14 protein-coding genes are annotated in these 18,887 nt (G+C 64.4%); 4 read left to right on the forward strand and 10 right to left on the reverse strand.

Features of this window, described 5'->3' with window-relative positions:
- Positions 1-115: 115 nt before the first annotated feature.
- The 3 genes from CAG31_RS19360 (at position 116) to yjiA (ending at position 3,520) form a co-directional block, all read left to right on the forward strand.
- The gene (locus CAG31_RS19360; protein WP_085584121.1) at positions 116-2,182 is read left to right on the forward strand and encodes a carbon starvation CstA family protein; all 2,067 of its coding nucleotides are present in this window, start codon (positions 116-118) and stop codon (positions 2,180-2,182) included.
- A gap of 15 nt (positions 2,183-2,197) precedes the next feature.
- Positions 2,198-2,395, forward strand: a complete 198-nt coding sequence (locus CAG31_RS19365; RefSeq protein ID WP_085584123.1) for a YbdD/YjiX family protein — start codon at positions 2,198-2,200, stop codon at positions 2,393-2,395.
- Between the two features lie 156 nt (positions 2,396-2,551).
- On the forward strand, positions 2,552-3,520 hold the full coding sequence (gene yjiA / locus CAG31_RS19370; RefSeq protein ID WP_085584125.1) for a GTPase: 969 nt from the start codon (positions 2,552-2,554) through the stop codon (positions 3,518-3,520).
- Between the two features lie 82 nt (positions 3,521-3,602).
- On the opposite strand, the gene CAG31_RS19375 is transcribed toward yjiA, so the two are convergent.
- The 7 genes from CAG31_RS19375 to CAG31_RS19405 all read right to left on the reverse strand — a co-directional run bounded on the left by CAG31_RS19375 (position 3,603) and on the right by CAG31_RS19405 (position 13,514).
- The gene (locus CAG31_RS19375; protein ID WP_085584127.1) at positions 3,603-4,313 is read right to left on the reverse strand and encodes a GntR family transcriptional regulator; all 711 of its coding nucleotides are present in this window, start codon (positions 4,311-4,313) and stop codon (positions 3,603-3,605) included.
- 24 nt (positions 4,314-4,337) lie between these two features.
- Positions 4,338-5,042: a FadR/GntR family transcriptional regulator gene (locus CAG31_RS19380; RefSeq protein WP_085584129.1), complete on the reverse strand. Its 705-nt coding sequence runs from the start codon at positions 5,040-5,042 to the stop codon at positions 4,338-4,340.
- A 49-nt stretch (positions 5,043-5,091) separates the two neighbouring features.
- Entirely contained in the window at positions 5,092-6,405 is a 1,314-nt protein-coding gene (locus tag CAG31_RS19385) for a C4-dicarboxylate transporter DctA (protein ID WP_085584132.1), read from the reverse strand.
- A gap of 274 nt (positions 6,406-6,679) precedes the next feature.
- A complete protein-coding gene (locus CAG31_RS19390; protein ID WP_139831367.1) occupies positions 6,680-7,234 on the reverse strand; it encodes a hypothetical protein in 555 nt (184 codons plus the stop codon).
- Positions 7,235-7,310: 76 nt separating this feature from the next.
- Positions 7,311-7,883, reverse strand: a complete 573-nt coding sequence (locus CAG31_RS28250) for a hypothetical protein (RefSeq protein WP_139831368.1) — start codon at positions 7,881-7,883, stop codon at positions 7,311-7,313.
- 289 nt (positions 7,884-8,172) lie between these two features.
- Positions 8,173-9,426 carry a serine hydroxymethyltransferase gene (gene glyA, locus CAG31_RS19400; protein WP_007924771.1) on the reverse strand — a complete coding sequence of 418 codons (1,254 nt, stop codon included), beginning with the start codon at positions 9,424-9,426 and terminating at the stop codon, positions 8,173-8,175.
- Between the two features lie 239 nt (positions 9,427-9,665).
- The gene (locus CAG31_RS19405; protein ID WP_085584138.1) at positions 9,666-13,514 is read right to left on the reverse strand and encodes a bifunctional diguanylate cyclase/phosphodiesterase; all 3,849 of its coding nucleotides are present in this window, start codon (positions 13,512-13,514) and stop codon (positions 9,666-9,668) included.
- A gap of 286 nt (positions 13,515-13,800) precedes the next feature.
- Between CAG31_RS19405 and ettA the strand changes: the two genes are divergently transcribed.
- Positions 13,801-15,465 (forward strand): energy-dependent translational throttle protein EttA, encoded by a 1,665-nt coding sequence (ettA, locus tag CAG31_RS19410; protein ID WP_085584140.1) that lies wholly within the window; start codon positions 13,801-13,803, stop codon positions 15,463-15,465.
- A gap of 377 nt (positions 15,466-15,842) precedes the next feature.
- On the opposite strand, the gene CAG31_RS19415 is transcribed toward ettA, so the two are convergent.
- The 3 genes from CAG31_RS19415 to CAG31_RS19425 all read right to left on the reverse strand — a co-directional run bounded on the left by CAG31_RS19415 (position 15,843) and on the right by CAG31_RS19425 (position 18,841).
- Positions 15,843-16,337 carry a GreA/GreB family elongation factor gene (locus tag CAG31_RS19415; RefSeq protein WP_085584142.1) on the reverse strand — a complete coding sequence of 165 codons (495 nt, stop codon included), beginning with the start codon at positions 16,335-16,337 and terminating at the stop codon, positions 15,843-15,845.
- 81 nt (positions 16,338-16,418) lie between these two features.
- Positions 16,419-16,775: a hypothetical protein gene (locus CAG31_RS19420; RefSeq protein WP_085584144.1), complete on the reverse strand. Its 357-nt coding sequence runs from the start codon at positions 16,773-16,775 to the stop codon at positions 16,419-16,421.
- 212 nt (positions 16,776-16,987) lie between these two features.
- Positions 16,988-18,841, reverse strand: a complete 1,854-nt coding sequence (locus CAG31_RS19425) for a DUF4105 domain-containing protein (RefSeq protein WP_085584146.1) — start codon at positions 18,839-18,841, stop codon at positions 16,988-16,990.
- Between the last annotated feature and the right edge of the window lie 46 nt (positions 18,842-18,887).

An 18,887-nucleotide genomic window follows, 5' to 3' on the forward strand; every position in this document is an offset into this window, starting at 1 on the left:
CCGGACGCGGCCAGCCCGCAGCGGCCTCAGACCAATGTCGGGTATGGCCTTTACGGCCAACAGCGCTAAACTCGGGGTGGCTGTCTTTCTTGTCCACCCTGGCTGGAATAATAAAATGAAAAATAATAATAGCCCGCTACGCCACTTACCCTGGCTGGTGCTGGCAATCGTAGGGGCGTGCGCCCTGGGCGTCGTGGCCTTGCGTCGAGGCGAGGCGATCAACGCCTTGTGGATCGTGGTCGCCGCTGTGGCCATCTATCTGGTCGCGTACCGCTACTACAGCCTGTTCATCGCAAACAATGTGATGCAGCTCGATCCGCGCCGGGCCACCCCCGCCGTGATCAACAACGACGGTCTGGACTACGTGCCGACCAACAAACACATTCTCTTCGGACACCACTTCGCGGCCATCGCCGGCGCGGGCCCCTTGGTCGGGCCGGTGCTGGCGGCGCAGATGGGCTACCTGCCCGGCACCCTGTGGCTGATCGCCGGCGTGGTGCTGGCGGGCGCGGTGCAGGACTTCATGGTCCTGTTCATGTCCACCCGCCGCAACGGCCGTTCCCTGGGCGACATGGTGCGCGAGGAAATGGGCCGCATCCCCGGCACCATCGCCCTGTTCGGCTGCTTCCTGATCATGATCATCATCCTCGCGGTGCTGGCGCTGATCGTGGTCAAGGCCCTGGCCGAAAGCCCGTGGGGCATTTTCACCGTGATGGCGACCATCCCGATCGCGATGTTCATGGGCGTCTACATGCGCTACATCCGTCCGGGCCGCATCGGCGAGATCTCGGTGATCGGCGTGTTGCTGCTGCTGGGCTCGATCTGGCTGGGCGGGCAGGTCGCCGCCGATCCGGTGTGGGCCAAGGCCTTCACCTTCACCGGCGTGCAGATCACCTGGATGCTGATCGGCTACGGCTTCGTCGCGGCGGTGCTGCCGGTGTGGCTGATCCTCGCCCCGCGCGACTACCTGTCCACCTTCCTCAAGATCGGCACCATCATCGCCCTGGCGATCGGCATCCTGGTCACCATGCCCGAGCTGAAAATGCCAGCGCTGACCCAGTTCGTCGACGGCACCGGCCCTGTGTGGAAGGGCGGCCTGTTCCCGTTCCTGTTCATCACCATCGCCTGCGGTGCGGTATCCGGGTTCCACGCGCTGATCTCCTCCGGCACCACGCCGAAGCTGCTGGACAACGAAACCAACGCCCGCTACATCGGTTACGGCGGCATGTTGATGGAGTCCTTCGTGGCCATCATGGCAATGGTCGCCGCTTCGGTGATCGAGCCGGGCGTGTACTTCGCCATGAACAGCCCGGCCGCCGTGGTCGGCGGTGATGTGGTGGCGGTGGCGACGGCGGTCAGCAACTGGGGCTTCGCCATCACCCCGGATGCGCTGCAGGCCGTGGCCCACGACATCGGCGAAACCACCATCCTGGCCCGCGCCGGCGGTGCGCCGACCCTGGCGGTGGGTATCGCGCAGATCCTGCACAGTGTCCTGCCGGGCGAGAACACCATGGCGTTCTGGTACCACTTCGCGATCCTGTTCGAGGCGCTGTTCATCCTGACCGCCGTGGACGCCGGCACCCGCGCCGGGCGCTTCATGCTGCAGGACCTGCTCGGCTCCTTCGTGCCGGCGTTGCAGCGCACCGAGTCCTGGACCGCCAACCTGATCGCCACCGCCGGCTGCGTGGCGATGTGGGGCTGGCTGCTGTACCAGGGCGTGATCGATCCGCTGGGCGGCATCAATACCCTGTGGCCGCTGTTCGGCATCTCCAACCAGATGCTGGCGGGCATCGCCCTGATGCTCGGCACCGTCGTGCTGATCAAGATGAAGCGTCAGCGCTACATCTGGGTCACGCTGCTGCCGGCCGCCTGGCTGCTGATCTGCACCACCACCGCAGGCTTCATCAAGCTGTTCGACGCCAACCCGGCGATCGGCTTCCTGTCGCTGGCCAAGAAGTACAGCGATGCGCTGGCCGCAGGCCAGGTGCTCGCGCCGGCCAAGAGCGTGGAGCAGATGCAGCATGTGATCTTCAACGCCTACACCAACGCGACGCTGACGGCGCTGTTCCTGTTCGTGGTGTTCAGCATCCTGTTCTATGCGCTCAAGGTCGGCATCGCCGCCTGGGGCAAAAAAGAACGCACGGACAAAGAATCGCCGTTCCAGGCCCTGCCGGACGCGTAACCTGAGGATTGCACCATGTTCAATGACCTGAGTCGCCTCGGTAAATACCTCGGTCAGGCCGCACGCCTGATGGTCGGCATGCCCGACTACGACACTTACGTCGAGCATATGCAGACCAAGCACCCGGACAAGCCGGTGATGGACTACGAGACGTTCTTCCGGGAACGTCAGGAGGCCCGTTACGGCGGCAAGGGCGGGCCGAAGTGCTGTTGAGCTGACAGCCTGCGGCCGACGCGGTAAACCTGTGGGAGCCAGCCCGCCGGCGATAGCGGAGCGTCATTCGGCAACGATGCCGACTGACCCGCCCTCATCGCCGGCAGGCTGGCTCCCACAATTGTTTTGTGATTCTTTCAGATCAGGAGAAAACGCTTGTCCTCTCCCATTCCCGTCACGGTGCTCAGCGGTTTCCTCGGCGCCGGCAAGACCACCTTGCTGCGCCACCTGCTCAAGGCCGAGCACGGCCTGAAGATCGCCGTGATCGAAAACGAATTCAGCGACGCCGGCATCGACACCCAACTGCTCGGCGATGAGCCCGTGCAGGTCATGACCCTGGCCAACGGCTGCGTCTGCTGCACCATCCACACTGATTTGACCAAGGCCCTGTACCTGCTGCTCGAGCGGCTGGACAGCGGCGAAATCGCCTTCGACCGGCTGGTGATCGAATGCACCGGCCTGGCCGACCCGGCACCGGTGGCGCAGACCTTCTTCATCGACGAAGAACTGCGCGAGCGCTACCTGCTCGACGGCATCATCACCCTGGTGGACGCCGCGCACGCCGACCTGCACCTGACCCAGACCATCGCCCAGGCGCAGGTCGGGTTCGCCGACCGCTTGCTGGTGAGCAAGACGGACCTGGTGGACGAAGCCGCCTTCACCGCCCTGAGCGAGCGGCTGGCGCGCATCAACCGGCGGGCGCCCATCCGTGTGGTCGAGCACGGCCGGATCGACCTGGCCGAACTGCTCGACGTGCGGGGCTTCAACCTCAATGCCGACCTGGGCGGCGGGGCGAGCCTGAGGCCGGTGCGCCAGGCGCCGTCCATCGACCGCATCTCCAGCCTGGTGCTGCGCACCGACCGGCCGCTGGACATCGACCGCCTCAGCGGGTTCATGAACGAGCTGCTGGAGGAGCATGGACGGCAACTGCTGCGCTACAAGGGCGTGCTGAGCATTGCCGGAGAGGATCGGCGCCTGGTCTTCCAGGGCGTGCTCAAGCTGTACGGTTTCGACTGGGACACCGAATGGGCCGACGGCGAGGCGCGAGAGAGTGTGATCGTGTTCATCGCCGATGACCTGCCTGAAGAGAAGATCCGGGCAGGGTTTGCCGAAATGGCAGGCTGAGGGCGCGGCGCCGGCAGGAGGGCTTCCACAGGTTTTGGGCGGCGCCGGCCACTGTGGGAGCAGGCTTGCCCGCGAAGTCGATCTAGCCTGCGGCTCTGTGCTCGCGGGACGGGTGGAGCAGTCTGTCCTCCAGGCGCTCCAGGTAACGGCTCATCAGCACCGCTGCCTTGTCCGCGTCCCCATCTGCCACCGCCTCGACGATCGCCGAATGCGCCTGCCAGGAGTCGCCCTCGGGGGCCTGCCCGGCATTGCGCGCAATGGCCAGCGACGTCAACGGCACCAGGCTGCCGAGAAAGTGCGCCAACGGCGCATTCCCCGCCAACTGCGCCAGTTGCAGATGAAACTCCCCGGACAGCCGGATCGCCGCACCGTTTTCGGCTTGCGCCAGGGCCAGGCGCTCGCGCTCCACGCATGCCCGCAGGCGCTTGAGCCCGTCAGGCGATGCATTGCGGCAAGCCATGCGCACCAGCGTGGCTTCGGCCAGGCGCCGAGCGTGCAGTGCTTGCCGGGTCTGCTCGGCATCGGGCTCGGCGACCCGTGGCCGATGATGGGTGCGCAACACAATGACGTGCTCATGGGACAACCGCGTCAGCACCCGGCGCACCTGCGCGCGGCTGACGCCGAACATCGCCTTGAGGCTGTCTTCCGTGAAGCGGTCCGCAGGCCCGATCCGCTGCTCCAGGATCGCCTCGAACAATTGCCGATAAAGATCCTCCGCCGGCTCCCGCAGGCCGGGGAAGGGCAGGGCCGCCGACATCCGGCGGGTGTGAGGCGACGTGGCAAGGCTGTTCATGACAGGTCTCCCGTGTGAGGCGATTCAGTTGCCGAGGTGGTCATCCGGAATGTTCAGCTCGATCCCCATCCGTCGTCCTTCGCGCAGGATGTGCCGACGCATTTCGGCGCTGGCCTGGGCGCTGTTCCGGTTGCGGATGGCGCGCACCACGGCTTCGTTCTCTTCCAGGCGTTCGGCCAGGTGCTGCGGCGAATTGCGCAGCACCTCGGCGCTCTGCTTGAGGGCGTTGCCGGTCTGCTGCACCACGCTCTGGAAGATCGGGTTGGCGGTCAGGGCGAACAGTTCTTCGTGGAAGGCGATGTAGGCGTTGGCCCCGGCTTCGCTGTCGCCGGCGTCGAGGGCTTCGCGCATGTCCATCAGGGTCAGGCGCAGTTGCCCGACTTCCTTGCTGCCGACCGACTGCGCCACCAGGCCGACGATGAACGGCTCCAAGGTGTAGCGCAGTTGCAGGACGTCCTCGAGGCTGGCGCGGGCGACGGCGCTGTCGGGGCTGTGCGTGTCCTCGGCCTGCGCCTCGAGCACCACCACGCCTTTGCCGGGCATCGAGCGCACCAGGCCCAGGGTTTCCAGCACGGTCACCGCCTCGCGCAGGCTCGGGCGGCTGATGCCCAGTTGTTCGGCCAGCTCGCGCTGGCCCGGCAGCATGTCGCCGGAACGCCACTGGCCTCGGGCCAGTGCGGCGCGGAGTTTTTCCACCACTGAGTTGACGACGGTTGAAGTAGTAATCACGTGTTCGCTCCATGGGCCGTGCCTGCGCTCCGGCAGGCACGGCGGTCATTCAGAATTCTTTGGCCGCCGCCCGGGCGGCCGGTTTTCTTGGCTGAAAGGTATAGCCTTGCTCGCCGCTGAGCACCTTGTTGGCCCGTTGCACATCGATGTCCCTTTCCCAGCGGGCGATGGCCACGGTGGCGACGCAGTTGCCGGTCAGGTTGGTCAACGCCCGGCCGATGCCCATGAACCAGTCCACCGCCAGCACCAGCACCAGGCCCACCACCGGAATCGCCGGGATCGCGGTCAGCGTCGCGGCCAGGATCACCAGCGCGGAGCCCGGAATGCCGTGGGCGCCCTTGGAGGTGATCAGCGACACCAGCAGGATCGTCAGCAGATCGGTCATGGCCAGCGGCGTGCCGGTGGCATTGGCGATGAAGACGATGGCCAGGGTCAGGTAGATCGAAAAGCCGTCGAGGTTGAACGAGTAGCCGGTGGGGATCACCAGCCCGACGGTGGAGCTGCCGATGCCCAGGTGTTCGAGCTTGCGCATCACTTGCGGCAGCACGGCGTCGGAGGACGCGGTGCCGAGCACGATCAGCAGTTCCTCGCGCAGGTACTTGAGCAACGGCCACAGGCGCAGGCCCGAAAGACGCATCACCAGGCCCAGGACCAGGGACACGAAGGCGGCGCAGGTCAGGTAGAACAGGCCGATCAGGCTGCCCAGGTGCTGCAGCGAATCCAGGCCGTACTTGCTGGTGGTGAAGGCGATGGCGCCGAACACGCCGATGGGCGCCAGGCGCACGATCATGCCCATGATCCGGAAGATCACATGGCTCAGTTCGTTGATCAGCCGCGAGATGCCGGAGGCCGCCTCGCCCACCAGGTTCAGCGCGCTGCCGAACAGGACGGAGAACAGCAGCACCTGCAGGATGTTGTTGTCGGCGAAGGCGCCGAGGGCCGATGCCGGAATCAGATCCATCAGGAACTGGGTGGTGGTGTGCATGTGCTGGCCGCGTTCGGCGATGTCGCCCATGTCGGCGGCGGCCAGCTGTTCCAGGTGGATGTTGGCGCCGCTGCCGATCCCGGTGGTGAAGGCGAAGACCAGGCCGATCACCAGGGCGAGGGTGGTCAGCACTTCGAAGTAGATCACCGATTTGAGGCCGATGCGCCCGACCTTCTTCAGGTCGCCGGCGCCGCTGATGCCGCTGACCACCACGCAGAACACGATCAGGCCGATGAGCATCTTGATCAGTTTGATGAAACCGTCGCCCAGCGGTTTGAGCTGGGCCGAGTATTCGGGGAGGGTCAGTCCGCAGACGATGCCGAGCATCAGGCCGAGAACCACTTGGAGGAAGATCGAACGCGAGCACCATCTGAGCATGGGAGGAATCCTGGTCGGTGTCCTGGCTGCCGGGCGCGTGGCGCTTCGGATTGAGGACTTAATTATTGTGGTCTTACCGGTATGTCCAGTGCGGGGGCAGAATAGGCGCTGTTTCGGGAGGGGTGCAAGTGAAAAATGACAAATTGGCTTGACCGGTCTGACCAGTGGTTCGGTGCTGCCGGTTATCTTGCCTTGCTTGTGAAGAGGCCAAAGCGCGGACGGTCATGTCCGCGCTTTGGCGTCGGGTAGGCGGTGCGATCCTTGCGATGCCGGATCAGTAGGGCGCGTTGCGTTGCAGGATGTTCAGCTTGAAGTCCAGTGCGGTCGAACTCTGGTTGGGGTCGGTTCGGATGAACGTGCCGACCTTGGGGTCATATCGGTTCCGGCTCAATCCGGCCCGGAGCAGTTTGCCGGCCCGCGTCTGTATCCGGACGGTGGGTGTGTCGCTGCCGAGTCGATCCAGCGTGACGATCTTGCCGCGGGCGTTCAGCAAGTTGAAAGTGGTCTGGTCGCCGTCTTCGGTGGCATAGGCGTTCAGGAAGTCTTCCTGCTCTTTGCTGACAGTCCTGTAGTAATAGTCTCCGGGAGTCAGAATATAGATCGTGTAATAGTCGTCGAGGCATCTGAAATAAAACGTCAGTGCGTCGGGTGCGACGTTTTGGTTCAGGAACAAATAATCGGAAACATCAATGTGGGAAGAAAGAGTGAAGGGCACGTAGTCGGGGCGCATTGTCGAGACTTTCTTGCCGTAGGTCAGTCTTGGAAAGTGAGGGTTTCCAAGAGGGGTGCTGAAAGTTGCAATGAAGGATTTTTTCTGGTCGGTGCTCATAGGATGCTCAGCGTTCTGAATGTTCGTTGAAAAGTGCAGTGTCGCGGGAAGTTGAAGTGCGTCGGGCAGGCGTGGGTCAGACTTCGTCCGGGTCACTCAGGAACGATGCGTTGCGCTCGATGATCCGCAGCTTGAACACGATGCCTTCCTTGTCGGTTTCGCCCAGGTAGCGGTAGGGCGCGCCTCTTCGGCGGAGGCTGCCGACATGCCGGGCGCTGCGTGCCTGGAGCCGGATGAGGTGGGTGTCGCGGGTCAGGTCCGGCAGCGTGATGACGCGGTTGTCCAGGTTCAGCAGATTGAAGGAGGTGGTGTCGCGACCGGCCGGGAGAAACGCCCCGAGGAAGCCGGAAGGGTCTTTGCTCAGGCAGTATCCTGCATAGACGGGGTGGGACCTTACATAGAGGTGGTAATAGTCGTCCGTGCAGCGGAAGTAGATCGTCATTGGCGCGGGATTGGGGATGTCCTGTCGGGAGCGATGGCCCAGCAGGTGGCGGTCGTTTTTCTGTTTCGGTGCGCCAGTGAAAAAGCCACCGGAAAACTGTGTGTCCAGGCGTGTGGCAGGAGTTTCGTGCAACAGGCCAAGAAAGTTAACGTGCTGAGTGTCCATTGCTAATGTTGCGATGAAAGAGTCTTGCCTGTTTGTTCTCATGGGTTCTTCCTTGAATTCCAGTGGTGAGTGGCATTTGGATTGTTTCTTAGTTGTATGTTTTGGTGTTGTCGTGTGGATGGATTTATTGGCGCTGGCGAATTTGGTGAACGATAACAGTTAGTTCTTTGGTGTGGCCGATAGTGATGGGGTGTTGTTGTTTCAAGTCTTGAATGGCAGGAGGGAAAGTTGCTTGGGGAAAGGGGCGCGAGTCAGGGGAACGGCATTTTGCGGGCGAAAAAAAACCGGCCAATCGCTTGGCCGGTTTTCCGTGCTGGGGTTCAGGCTGCCGTTAGGCGCCGTACACCGGCAGCTTCTTGCAGATGGCCTTGACCTTCTCGCGAACGGCGTCGATCACCGCTTCGTTGTTCAGGTCGGCCAGGATGTCGCAGATCCAGCCGGCCAGTTCCTTGCACTCGGCTTCCTTGAAGCCGCGGGTGGTCACGGCCGGGGTGCCGAAACGCAGGCCGGAGGTGACGAACGGCGAGCGCGGGTCGTTAGGCACGGAGTTCTTGTTCACGGTGATGAACGCTTTGCCCAGTGCGGCGTCGGCGTCTTTGCCGGAGATTTCCTGCTTGATCAGCGACAGCAGGAACAGGTGGTTCTGGGTACCGCCGGACACCACGTCGAAACCGCGCTCGATGAACACGCCGGCCATGGCCTGGGCGTTCTTCACCACTTGTTGCTGGTAGGCCTTGAACTCAGGCTGCAGAGCTTCCTTGAAGCAGATCGCCTTGGCCGCGATCACGTGCTCCAGCGGGCCGCCCTGGGCGCCCGGGAACACGGCGGAGTTCAGTTTCTTCTCGATGTCGGCGTTGGCGCGCGCCAGGATCAGGCCGCCACGCGGACCGCGCAGGGTCTTGTGGGTGGTGGTGGTCACGACGTCGGCGAACGGCACCGGGTTCGGGTAGACGCCGGCGGCGACCAGACCGGCCACGTGGGCCATGTCGACGAACAGGTAGGCGCCGACCTTGTCAGCGATGGCGCGGAAGCGCGGGAAGTCCAGCACCTGCGAGTAGGCGGAGAAACCGGCCACGATCATTTTCGGCTTGTGCTCGACCGCCAGGCGCTCGACTTCGTCGTAGTCGATCAGGCCGTTGGCGTCGATGCCGTACTGGATGGCGTTGTACAGCTTGCCGGAGGAGGACACGCTGGCGCCGTGGGTCAGGTGACCGCCGTGGGCCAGGCTCATGCCCAGGATGGTGTCGCCGGCCGACAGCAGGGCCAGGTAGACCGCGGCGTTGGCTTGGGAGCCTGCGTGCGGCTGGACGTTGGCGTAGTCGGCGCCGAACAGTTCCTTGGCGCGGTCGATGGCCAGTTGCTCAACCACGTCGACGTATTCGCAGCCGCCGTAGTAGCGCTTGCCCGGGTAGCCTTCGGCGTACTTGTTGGTCAGCACCGAGCCTTGAGCTTCCATTACCGCAGGGCTGGTGTAGTTCTCCGAAGCGATCAGCTCGATGTGTTCTTCCTGGCGCTGAGCTTCTTGCTCCATGGCGGCAAAAAGGTCGGCGTCGTACTTGGCAATAGTCAAATCACGGCTGAACATGGCGGTCCTCAAGGATCGGGGCAGAAAAGGGGGGCATTCTAACCCAACGGGTTTTGGATGGCATATGAAACGACATCATGTCGCAGACAAGTGGCGTTCATGGCCGAATGCGTGGCGTCCGTGCCGGCCTTTTCGCTGGCCAGCCAGTTCGCACAGTAACCGCTGATAACCACGAACTTCATGATTGACATCAAACTTTGTGGGAGCTGGCTTGCCAGCGATGGCAGCGCCGCAGATCCTCAGTCGAACATGAACAGCGCATCGTTGCTGAACTGCGCCTCGAACCGCCCCGCCGGCATCGGTCGGCCGAACAGGTAGCCCTGCACCTCGTCGCAGCCGTGCTCGCGCAGGAAGTCCAGTTGCTCGTGGGTCTCCACGCCCTCGGCGATCACCGCCAGGTTGAGGCTGTGGGCCATGGCGATGATCGCCCGGGCGATCTGCGCGTCCTGCTCGCCGGACGGCAGGCCGTCGACGAAGGTGCGGTCGATCTTCAGCACGTCGATCGGGAACTGCTTGAGGTAGTTCAGCGATGAGTAACCGGTGCCGAAGTCGTCCACCGCGATGCTCAGGCCGAGGTTCTTCAGGCCGTCGAGGATCTGCATCGCCTCGCTGACTTCGCGCATCAGGATGCTTTCGGTCAGTTCCAGCTCCAGGCAGGCCGGCGGCAGGCCGGTTTCGCGCAGGGTGGTGGCGATCCGCGTGCCGAGCTGGCCGTCGGAGAACTGCCGGGCGGAGATGTTCACCGACACCTTCGGCACGCGTACGCGGCTCTGGTGCCAGGTCTTGAGTTGGCGGCAGGCTTCGGCGATCACCCAGTCGCCGACGTCCACCACCAGGCCGAGCTCTTCCAGCACCGGGATGAAGTCCCCCGGCGGCACCAGCCCGCGACGCGGATGACGCCAGCGCAGCAGGGCTTCGGCGCCGGTCAGGCGCTTGCCGTCGCCGCTGAACTGCGGCTGGTAATACAGCACGAATTCGTTCTGCTCCAACGCGTGGCGCAGGTCGCTTTCCAGCTCCAGGCGCTCCAGCGCACTGGCGTTCATGTCGGCCTGGTAGAACTGGAAGTTGTTCTTGCCGCGTTCCTTGGCGTGGTACATCGCGGTGTCGGCGTTCTTCATCAGTTGGCTGAGCTCGTTGCCGTCCTGGGGGCTCAGGGCGATGCCGATGCTGGCGGTGACGAAGAACTCGCGGCCTTCGAGCACGAACGGTTTCACCAGGCTGGCGAGGATCTGCTCGGCTACGTGGATCGCCCGGTTGAGCGCCATCTCGCGGCTGGAGCGGTGCTGCAGCAACAGGGTGAATTCGTCGCCGCCCATCCGCGCCACGGTGTCGTCATCGTCGACGCAGGCCAGCAGGCGCGTGGCCATGTCCTTGAGCATGCGGTCGCCGGCGGCGTGGCCGAGGGAGTCGTTGATCGGCTTGAAGCGGTCGAGGTCGAGGAACATCAGCACCACCCACGACTTCTGCCGGTCGGCGGACTGCAGCGCGGTGTGCAGGCGGTCCTGGAACAGCGTGCGGTTGGGCAGGTGGGTCAGGGCGTCGTAGTAGGCGAGGCGGTGGATGCGTTGCTCGCTGGCCTTGCGCTCGCTGATGTCGCTGAAGAAGCACACGTAGCTGGCCAGGTCGCCTTCGTCGTCGAGCACGGCGGTGATGCCGACCCAGGCCGGGTAATGCTCGCCGTTGCGCCGCTTGAGCCAGACTTCGCCTTCCCAGGTGCTGTGCTGGTGCAGTTGCTTGAGCACATAGCGCAGGTGCGCGTCCTGCTGCTCGTCGACGGTGAGCATGTTCGGCAACTGGTCGAGGACTTCGGCCACCGCGTAGCCGCTGACCCGGCTGAACGCCTCGTTGGCCTGGACGATGTAGCCGGCGGGGTCGGTGATCAGGATCGCCGACGTCGAGTGCTCGAATACGGTGGCGGCCATGCGCAGGTCTTTTTCGGCGCGGCGCTGCTGGCTGATGTCGCGGCCCACGCCGAGCACACCCTCGAAGGCGCCGTGCTCGTCCCACACCAGCACCAGGCGCAGCTCGATCGGGATCTTGCGGCCGTCGGCCCGCAGGCAGTCGAACAGGAACATCTGGGTCTGCACTTGGCTGCGCAGCAGCGCCAGTTGTTCGGGCTTGTCCAAGGCCTTGCTGACGCGGTCCATCAGGTGATAGATGCCGGTCAGCTGCTGCGGGTTGGCGATGGTCGACTGCCAGCCGTTCTGGAAGATCCACTCGGCGTCATAGCCCAGCACCGCCTGCACCGAAGGGCTGACGTAGTTGAGCGACATCTTGCTGTCGGTGGAGAAGATCACGTCGCTGATGCTTTCGGCGAGCATCCGGTAGCGCTGCTCGCTGTCGCGCAGGGATTCGCTGGCCTCGATCTGCTCGGTGATGTCCTTGGCCACGCCGATGATCCGTGTGACCTGATCGTGCTTGTCCCGGGCCAGCGCCTGTTCGCGGATGTCGAAGCGCCGCCATTTGCCGTCGCGGTGGCGAAAGCGCAACTGGCACTGCAGCAGTTGGCTGTAGCCGGCGTGGCGCTGCAGTTGGCGCGAGCGGTGGTAGTAGTCGGCGTCTTCGGGGTGCAGGAGGATTTCCCAGAAGTACTCGCCCATCTGATGCAGTTCGGTGCGGTTGTAGCCGAGGGTCTGGCCCAGGTGATGGTTGCTGAAGATCATCCGCTGGCTGATCACGTCCTGCACGTACAGGTGGTCCGGCACGGTGCGCACCACGTCCGACCAGAAGCCCTCGCGCTCCAGCAGCGACAGTTCGATCAGCTTGCGGCTGGTGATGTCGTTGATGCTCAGGATCACCGCTTTGTAGTCGTGCTGTTCCTGCGGCAGGCGCAGCACCAGCCACAGGTGCTGGTCGCGGCCGTTGATGTCCGGCAGCTTGATTTCGAGCTCCAGCTGCTTCTGTTGCTGGAGCACGGCGTCGAGCACCTGGTTGCCGATGGCGCAGTGGGTGTGCGGACGGCCGTCGATCAGCAGCTGCCAGGCGTGCTCGCAGGAATTGACGTTGAGCAGTTGCAGCGCCACCTGGTTGACCTCGGTGATGCGCAGTTCCTGCAACAGCTGCTGGCGCTGCTGCGGGTGGTCGAGCCAGGCCTTGAGCTGGTCGCTGGTCTGCAGGCGGGCCTTGTCGAACACCTGCTTGAGCCCGGACAGGTCCAGCACGCACAGGGCCACGCCGGTGCCTTCGAAGATGTCCTGGTAGCGGCGCCGGCCTTCATGCAGTTGGCGCTGGCGGCGGCGCATGTTGAGCAGCGCGATGAACGGCAGCAGCGAGAACGCCAGGCCCAGCAGGCATTTGCCGATGAAGGCCGGCAACAGTTGCTCGAGCACGCGCTGACGGTCGAACAGGCCGCGCAGTTGCCAGTCGCTGCTGCTCAGCGGCACGGTCAGCACGCTGTTGGCCAGGTCGTCCGGGGTCAGGGTGCTGGTGCGGGCGGAAGGCAGGACTTCGTCGCGGCTGATGATCTGATGGTTGATGCGGTTTTCCACCAGCCACAGCGGGCGGATGCCGGTGTCGCCCTGTTTGGTCAGCGAGGCGAAGAAGGTCGGGGTCAGGCGCAGCGCCCAGTAGCCGCGGGTGCTGCCGCTGGCCTGGTGCAGCAGCAGGTGCACCACCGAACCGTCGTCGGCGTTGCTGAAATAGTGGGCCTGGGCGCGGCTGCGGCGCACCAGTTCGCCGAGGTAGTCGGCGTCTTCGCTGGCGGCGTCGCTGTCGCTGAGCACCTTGCCGGACGGGCTGAGCAGCGCCAGGCTGCGCAGGTCGGGCAGCGACTGCTGCAGCTTGCGCAACAGCGCCTGCTGTTCGTCGGCCGATTGCGGCTGTTCGACGATCGGTAGCAGGTTGAGGGCGATCTGCGCGTTCAGCGCCATGTTCAGGCTGACCTGGGAGGCGAGATCGGCGGTGTAGTCGATGGTGTACTGGCGCTGGTTCTTCTGGGTTTCGCGCAGTTGGTCGAGCAGTTGCCAGAACAGCAGCGCCAGCAGCAGAAGCACCAGGGTCGCCAGCGCGCCTTTCAATGTTCCGCGCAGGGGCGAGCCGGGCGCCGGATGGGTGCTGCTCACAGAGGCTGGCGGAGTGACATTGGACAAGCTGGAATCCTGCGGTTTGGCTGGACTGGCGCGACGTGCACTATAAGCCGGACGCCCGAAGGGCGGCTAGCATGCCTTGAGTTGTGGCGAAGTGCCAGCCCCGCTCGGCTGGACTGCCTTCCGTCATTCAGGTAGCTTTGCCGGTTACGCGGGAGCGTTCCAGCTCCTAGACTCAGACTTTTTCCGCGCGCACGCATTGGGCACTCTCAACTGAACGACGCGCACCGGTCTGGCCAGGCATCGCCTGCGCTCCACTCATTCATCCGTCACTGACCCTAGGTTCTCCATGGCTCAATACGTCTTCACCATGCATCGGCTGGGCAAAGTTGTTCCGCCGAAGCGGGAAATCCTGAAAAACATTTCGCTGTCCTTCTTCCCTGGCGCCAAGATCGGCGTGCTCGGCCTCAACGGCTCGGGCAAATCCACGCTGCTGAAAATCATGGCCGGCGTCGACACCGAGTTCGAGGGCGAAGCCCGCCCGATGCCGGAGCTGAACATCGGCTACCTGCCGCAGGAACCGCAACTGGATCCGGCCAAGACCGTGCGCGAAGTGGTCGAGGAAGCGGTCAGCGTGATCAAGGACGCCCAGGCCCGCCTGGACGAGGTCTACGCCGCCTACGCCGAGCCGGACGCCGACTTCGACAAGCTGGCCGCCGAACAGGCCAAGCTCGAAGCGATCCTGCAGGCCAGCGACGGCCACAACCTGGAGCGTCAGCTGGAAGTCGCCGCCGACGCGCTGCGCCTGCCGGCGTGGGACGCGAAGGTCGAACACCTGTCCGGCGGTGAGAAACGCCGCGTGGCCCTGTGCCGCCTGCTGCTGTCCGCCCCGGACATGCTGCTGCTCGACGAACCGACCAACCACCTGGACGCCGATTCCGTCGCCTGGCTCGAACACTTCCTGCACGACTTCCCGGGCACCGTGGTGGCGATCACCCACGACCGTTACTTCCTGGACAACGTCGCCGGCTGGATCCTGGAACTCGACCGCGGCGCGGGCATTCCTTACGAGGGCAACTACTCGGGTTGGCTGGAAGCCAAGTCCGATCGTCTGGCCCAGGAATCCAAGCAGCAGTCGGCCCACGAAAAGGCCATGAAGGAAGAGCTGGAGTGGGTGCGCAAAGGTGCCAAGGCCCGCCAGTCCAAGTCCAAGGCACGTCTGGCGCGCTTCGAGGAAATGCAGTCGCAGGAATTCCAGAAGCGCAGCGAGACCAACGAGATCTACATCCCGGCCGGTCCGCGCCTGGGCGACAAGGTCATCGAATTCAAGAACGTCACCAAGGGCTACGGCGACCGCGTGCTGATCGACAACCTGTCGTTCTCCATGCCCAAAGGCGCCATCGTCGGCGTGATCGGCGGCAACGGCGCCGGTAAGTCGACCCTGTTCCGCATGCTGATGGGCAAGGAAACCCCGGACTCCGGCAGCATCGAGATCGGCGAGACCGTGCAGCTGGCCTGCGTGGACCAGAGCCGCGAAGACCTGGACGGCAGCAAGACCGTGTTCCAGCAGATCTCCGACGGTTCCGACCAGATCCGCATCGGCAGCTACGAGATTCCGTCGCGCACCTACGTCGGCCGCTTCAACTTCAAGGGCGGCGACCAGCAGAAGTTCGTCAAGGATCTGTCCGGCGGTGAGCGCGGCCGTCTGCACCTGGCGCTGACCCTGAAGGAGGGCGGCAACGTCCTGCTGCTCGACGAACCGTCCAACGACCTCGACGTCGAAACCCTGCGTTCCCTGGAAGAGGCCCTGCTGGACTTCCCGGGCGCCGCCATTGTGATCTCCCACGACCGGTGGTTCCTTGACCGCGTCGCGACCCACATCCTGGCGTACGAAGACGACTCGCAAGCGGTGTTCTTCGAAGGCAACTACACCGAGTACGAGGCCGACCGCAAGAAACGCCTCGGCGACGCCGCGGCCCAGCCGCACCGTGTTCGCCACAAGAAGCTGGCCTGATCCGGCTGGTGGCATGAAAGAGAACGGAGCCTTAGGGCTCCGTTTTTTTTGCCCTGCGCACTTTCACTGGAACCGCATCATGGCCATCGCCAGCAGGCTGGCTCCCACAGGTTCCGTGTCCGCCACCCACATTGTGGAAGCCAGCCTGCCGATGATCTGCGGCCAGCGCAAACCTGTGGAAGCCAGCCTGCCGATGATCTGCGGCCAGCGCGAAACCTGTGGAAGCCAGCCTGCCGATGATCTGCGGCCAGCGCGAACCCTGTGGGAGCTGGCTTGCCAGCGATTGGGCCGGTGCATCCGACATCACCGGGGACTGATCCGACGCCCTCGACTGTGGGAGCCAGCCTGCTGGCGATGGCGTCAGTGAAGATTGCCGCCTAGGCCGGTTCGATGCGGATCACCTCGATCACCCGATCGCCGGCCGGGCGCTGCCACAGCACTTCGTCGTTGAGCCGGGCGCCCAGCAGCGCCCGGCCCAGGGGCGAGCTCCAGTTGATCAGGCCGCGGGCGACGTCGGCCTGGTCTTCGCCCACCAGTTGTACCCGGCGTTCGGTGTTGTGCTCGTCGGCGTAGGTCACCCAGCTGCCGATCTGCACCTTGTCGGTCGAGGTGGCGGCGGGCACCACCTGGGCGCTGCCGACGCGCTGCATGAAATAGCGCAAGTCCCGGTCGAGATCGGCCAGGCGCTGCTTGTCGGCCTGATCACCCTTTTCCGATTGCTCGGCCAGCAGGGCCTGCAGTTCCGCCACTTTGGCTTGCAGCAGCGCAAAGCCCTGGGGCGTGACGTAGTTGGGTTGCGTGCTGACCTGCCGCTCGACCGGTTGGTCGGCCTGCGCGGCGGCGTTGTCCTCATTGACGAAAGCGCGGCTCATGGTCGCCTCCTTTGACGGGCCTTCTTAGGGAGTCGACCCATGGTCGCAGGCATCGTTCGGACGCGGTTGTCTGGAAACGACCTAAGGCGAGCGATACGCCCGCGCCGCGTCCCGATCCTTCTGCTGCTGCCAGGCGCGTTCGCGCTCGTCCCAGTGCTCGTTGCGGTAGTCGTCGCGATCCTTGTTTTCCAGCATGGCCTGGCACTGGCGGAAACCGTCGCTCCAGCCTTCGGCGTACTGCGCGTCCTTGAGGTAGCGCGGCACGTCCTTGCGGAACTCTCCGCTGATCGAGCCGGCCGCCTGTCGGCCGCTGACGCAGCCGTCATCGAAACCGTCGGCGAAGGCCGGTGGATAACCTCTGGCGATCAACTCTTCATGGGTGCTCTGGCAACCGCCGACCAGCAACAACACGCCCAGCAATCCCGCACACCGCCACATCTCGTTCTCCCGGGCCGTTTCACGGCTGATACGGGAAAGTCTAGAAGCGGATTCGTCCGGTGTGCGTGAAAGGCATGTGAGCAATTTGTTGAGCGTGCGCAAATCCCCTGCAGGAGCGAGCCTGCTCGCGATAGCGGTGTGCCAGCCCACGCATTCGTCGGCTGAAGAACCGAATCGCGAGCAGGCTCGCTCCTACAGGGGATATGGGGGGATCAGTAGTGATACCACTTCACCTCAAGCATCACTTCGGTCTGCGGGGTGGCCAGATGGCTGAATTCGCGTTCGGCGCTCAGCCGCAGGCCGAGGTTGCGCGACAGTTCCCACTGCTGGTTGAGGCTCAGGCTGCGGCGCACTTCGCCGTTGGTGAAGTAATCGCCCTTGGCCTCCAGGCTGAGGTTGCCCAGCGGGTTTTTCCACAGCACGCCGCTGTTGAAGCCGGCGGCGGGGGCGATGAACCCGGCGAAGTCGTTGTTGTGTTCAATCCGCACCGTGCCGAGGGCGAAGCCGAGCATGTCCTCGCCCAATTGCCAGGTGCCGCCGCCTCCGCCGTTGACGTGGCTGACCAGGGTTTCGTCGTCGTGCTTGCCCGGCACCCGCTCAAGCCCCCCGGTGACCTGCCACGACAACGGCTGCAGCAGCGCGTTGCGCGGGGTCAGGGAACGGATGGTGGCCAGGTCCAGCCGCTGGAACTGCCAATCGTTGCCCTCGTATTGGCGCAGCTTCATCTGCAGGATTTCGATCTGCGCGCCTAGCGGGAAGCTTTCGCCGTTGTCGTTGAGGTCGTGGTAGGCCATGCGCAGACCGTACTCGCCGAACGCCCGGTCGCCGCGGGTGCCCAGGCCGGCCTGCCAGGTGCGCGATTCGTGTCCGTCCTCGGGCAGGCCGGGGCGAGGGATCTCCAGCTCCGGCGCCGGGTTCTTGTTGATCGCCCGCAGCAGTTCGAAGCTGCGCTGGGCCCGTTGCGGATCGCGCTCCTGGCCGTTGGCGCGGTAGCGCTCCAGGCGGTACGCGGCATCGATGACCAGCGCCTGACGGTCGCGGGGCAGGGCCTTGAAGGCGGGCGTCTGCAACTGTTGCTGGTCGGCGCTGACCTTCAGCACCCAGTCCTGTTCCTCGTCGCTCAACGGCTCGGCGCGGCTGAGCAGTTCGCGCTCACGGGACGGACGGTATTCGATGTGCTCCACCAGGCCCGCGTCCTTCACCGCTTTGACGGTGTCGGTGGGGATGGCCGTGAGCGGGAACTGTTCGGTCAGGCGCAGGCCCGGGCGGGCCACCTGCAGCAGTTCGAGCAGGCGGTAGGAGCAGTTCTCGTCGAAGAAGAAGTAGTCGAACTTGATCTGCTTGAGCTCCCACACGTGCTCGACCATGCGCGCGGTTTCCTGCGGCGTCAGGTTCAGCCGGTATTCCCACAGGTCACGGTTTTCCAGGCTGCGGTACTCGGAGAGCTTTTCCTGGTAGGGCACCAGGGCGAACAGCCCCGGATAGCCGCCCATCAGGCCTTTCCAGGCGTAGAGGATGCTGTTGTCCGAGCCTTCGATGTAGGCGCCGAAGTTGATCGCGTAGCTGAGCAGCGATGTCTTGTCGCTTTGCACGTCGGCCTGGTCGATGCGCAGCAGCGTGTGGCCGAACATCGACGACGGGCTGTTGAGGTAGGCCGCCGGGAAGATCATCACCGCGCTGTGGGGCGAGACGTCCTTGAACCATTGCCGGAATTCGGCGCAGTCCGGGGCCGGCAGGTCCTTGAGGTTCAGTTGCGCCTTCAGCCAGCGCGTACGGGCCGGGTACACGCATTGGGCGTGCCGCTCGCCGAGGCTGGCCGGTGCGTACAGCGCCTGCACGGTGGCGGCCAGTTCACGGTCGGGGTGTTCGTTGCCGTCGGCGGCGAGGAAGAACCGGCTGTCGCTGACATAGCTGCGCCAGCCGCCGAGCTTGGCGGTCTCGTAGTGGCCCAGGGAAATCCAGAAGCGGTCGTTGGCCAGTTGCTGCAAACGTTGGGGATCGAGGTGGGGCGCGGCGGACAGCGGGGCGCAGGCACACAGCGCCAGCCAGGCAAGGCGTTTGAGCATAGGTGGCAACTTGAAATCGTCAAAAAGGGTTCGACGGGTAACGGCC

Origin of the sequence: Pseudomonas sp. R25(2017) (assembly GCF_002112565.1) — a bacterium.
GTDB classification, from domain to species: Bacteria; Pseudomonadota; Gammaproteobacteria; order Pseudomonadales; family Pseudomonadaceae; genus Aquipseudomonas; species Aquipseudomonas ekonensis.

Excerpts from the sequence above, each read along its gene's own strand:
- CAG31_RS19360 (WP_085584121.1), top strand. The coding sequence starts at position 116 with ATGAAAAATAATAATAGCCCGCTACGCCACTTACCCTGGCTGGTGCTG.
- CAG31_RS19365 (WP_085584123.1), top strand. The coding sequence starts at position 2,198 with ATGTTCAATGACCTGAGTCGCCTCGGTAAATACCTCGGTCAGGCCGCA.
- CAG31_RS19375 (WP_085584127.1), bottom strand. The coding sequence starts at position 4,313 with ATGAACAGCCTTGCCACGTCGCCTCACACCCGCCGGATGTCGGCGGCC.
- CAG31_RS19385 (WP_085584132.1), bottom strand. The coding sequence starts at position 6,405 with ATGCTCAGATGGTGCTCGCGTTCGATCTTCCTCCAAGTGGTTCTCGGC.
- CAG31_RS19390 (WP_139831367.1), bottom strand. The coding sequence starts at position 7,234 with ATGAGCACCGACCAGAAAAAATCCTTCATTGCAACTTTCAGCACCCCT.
- CAG31_RS28250 (WP_139831368.1), bottom strand. The coding sequence starts at position 7,883 with ATGAGAACAAACAGGCAAGACTCTTTCATCGCAACATTAGCAATGGAC.
- glyA (WP_007924771.1), bottom strand. The coding sequence starts at position 9,426 with ATGTTCAGCCGTGATTTGACTATTGCCAAGTACGACGCCGACCTTTTT.
- ettA (WP_085584140.1), top strand. The coding sequence starts at position 13,801 with ATGGCTCAATACGTCTTCACCATGCATCGGCTGGGCAAAGTTGTTCCG.
- CAG31_RS19415 (WP_085584142.1), bottom strand. The coding sequence starts at position 16,337 with ATGAGCCGCGCTTTCGTCAATGAGGACAACGCCGCCGCGCAGGCCGAC.
- CAG31_RS19420 (WP_085584144.1), bottom strand. The coding sequence starts at position 16,775 with ATGTGGCGGTGTGCGGGATTGCTGGGCGTGTTGTTGCTGGTCGGCGGT.
- CAG31_RS19425 (WP_085584146.1), bottom strand. The coding sequence starts at position 18,841 with ATGCTCAAACGCCTTGCCTGGCTGGCGCTGTGTGCCTGCGCCCCGCTG.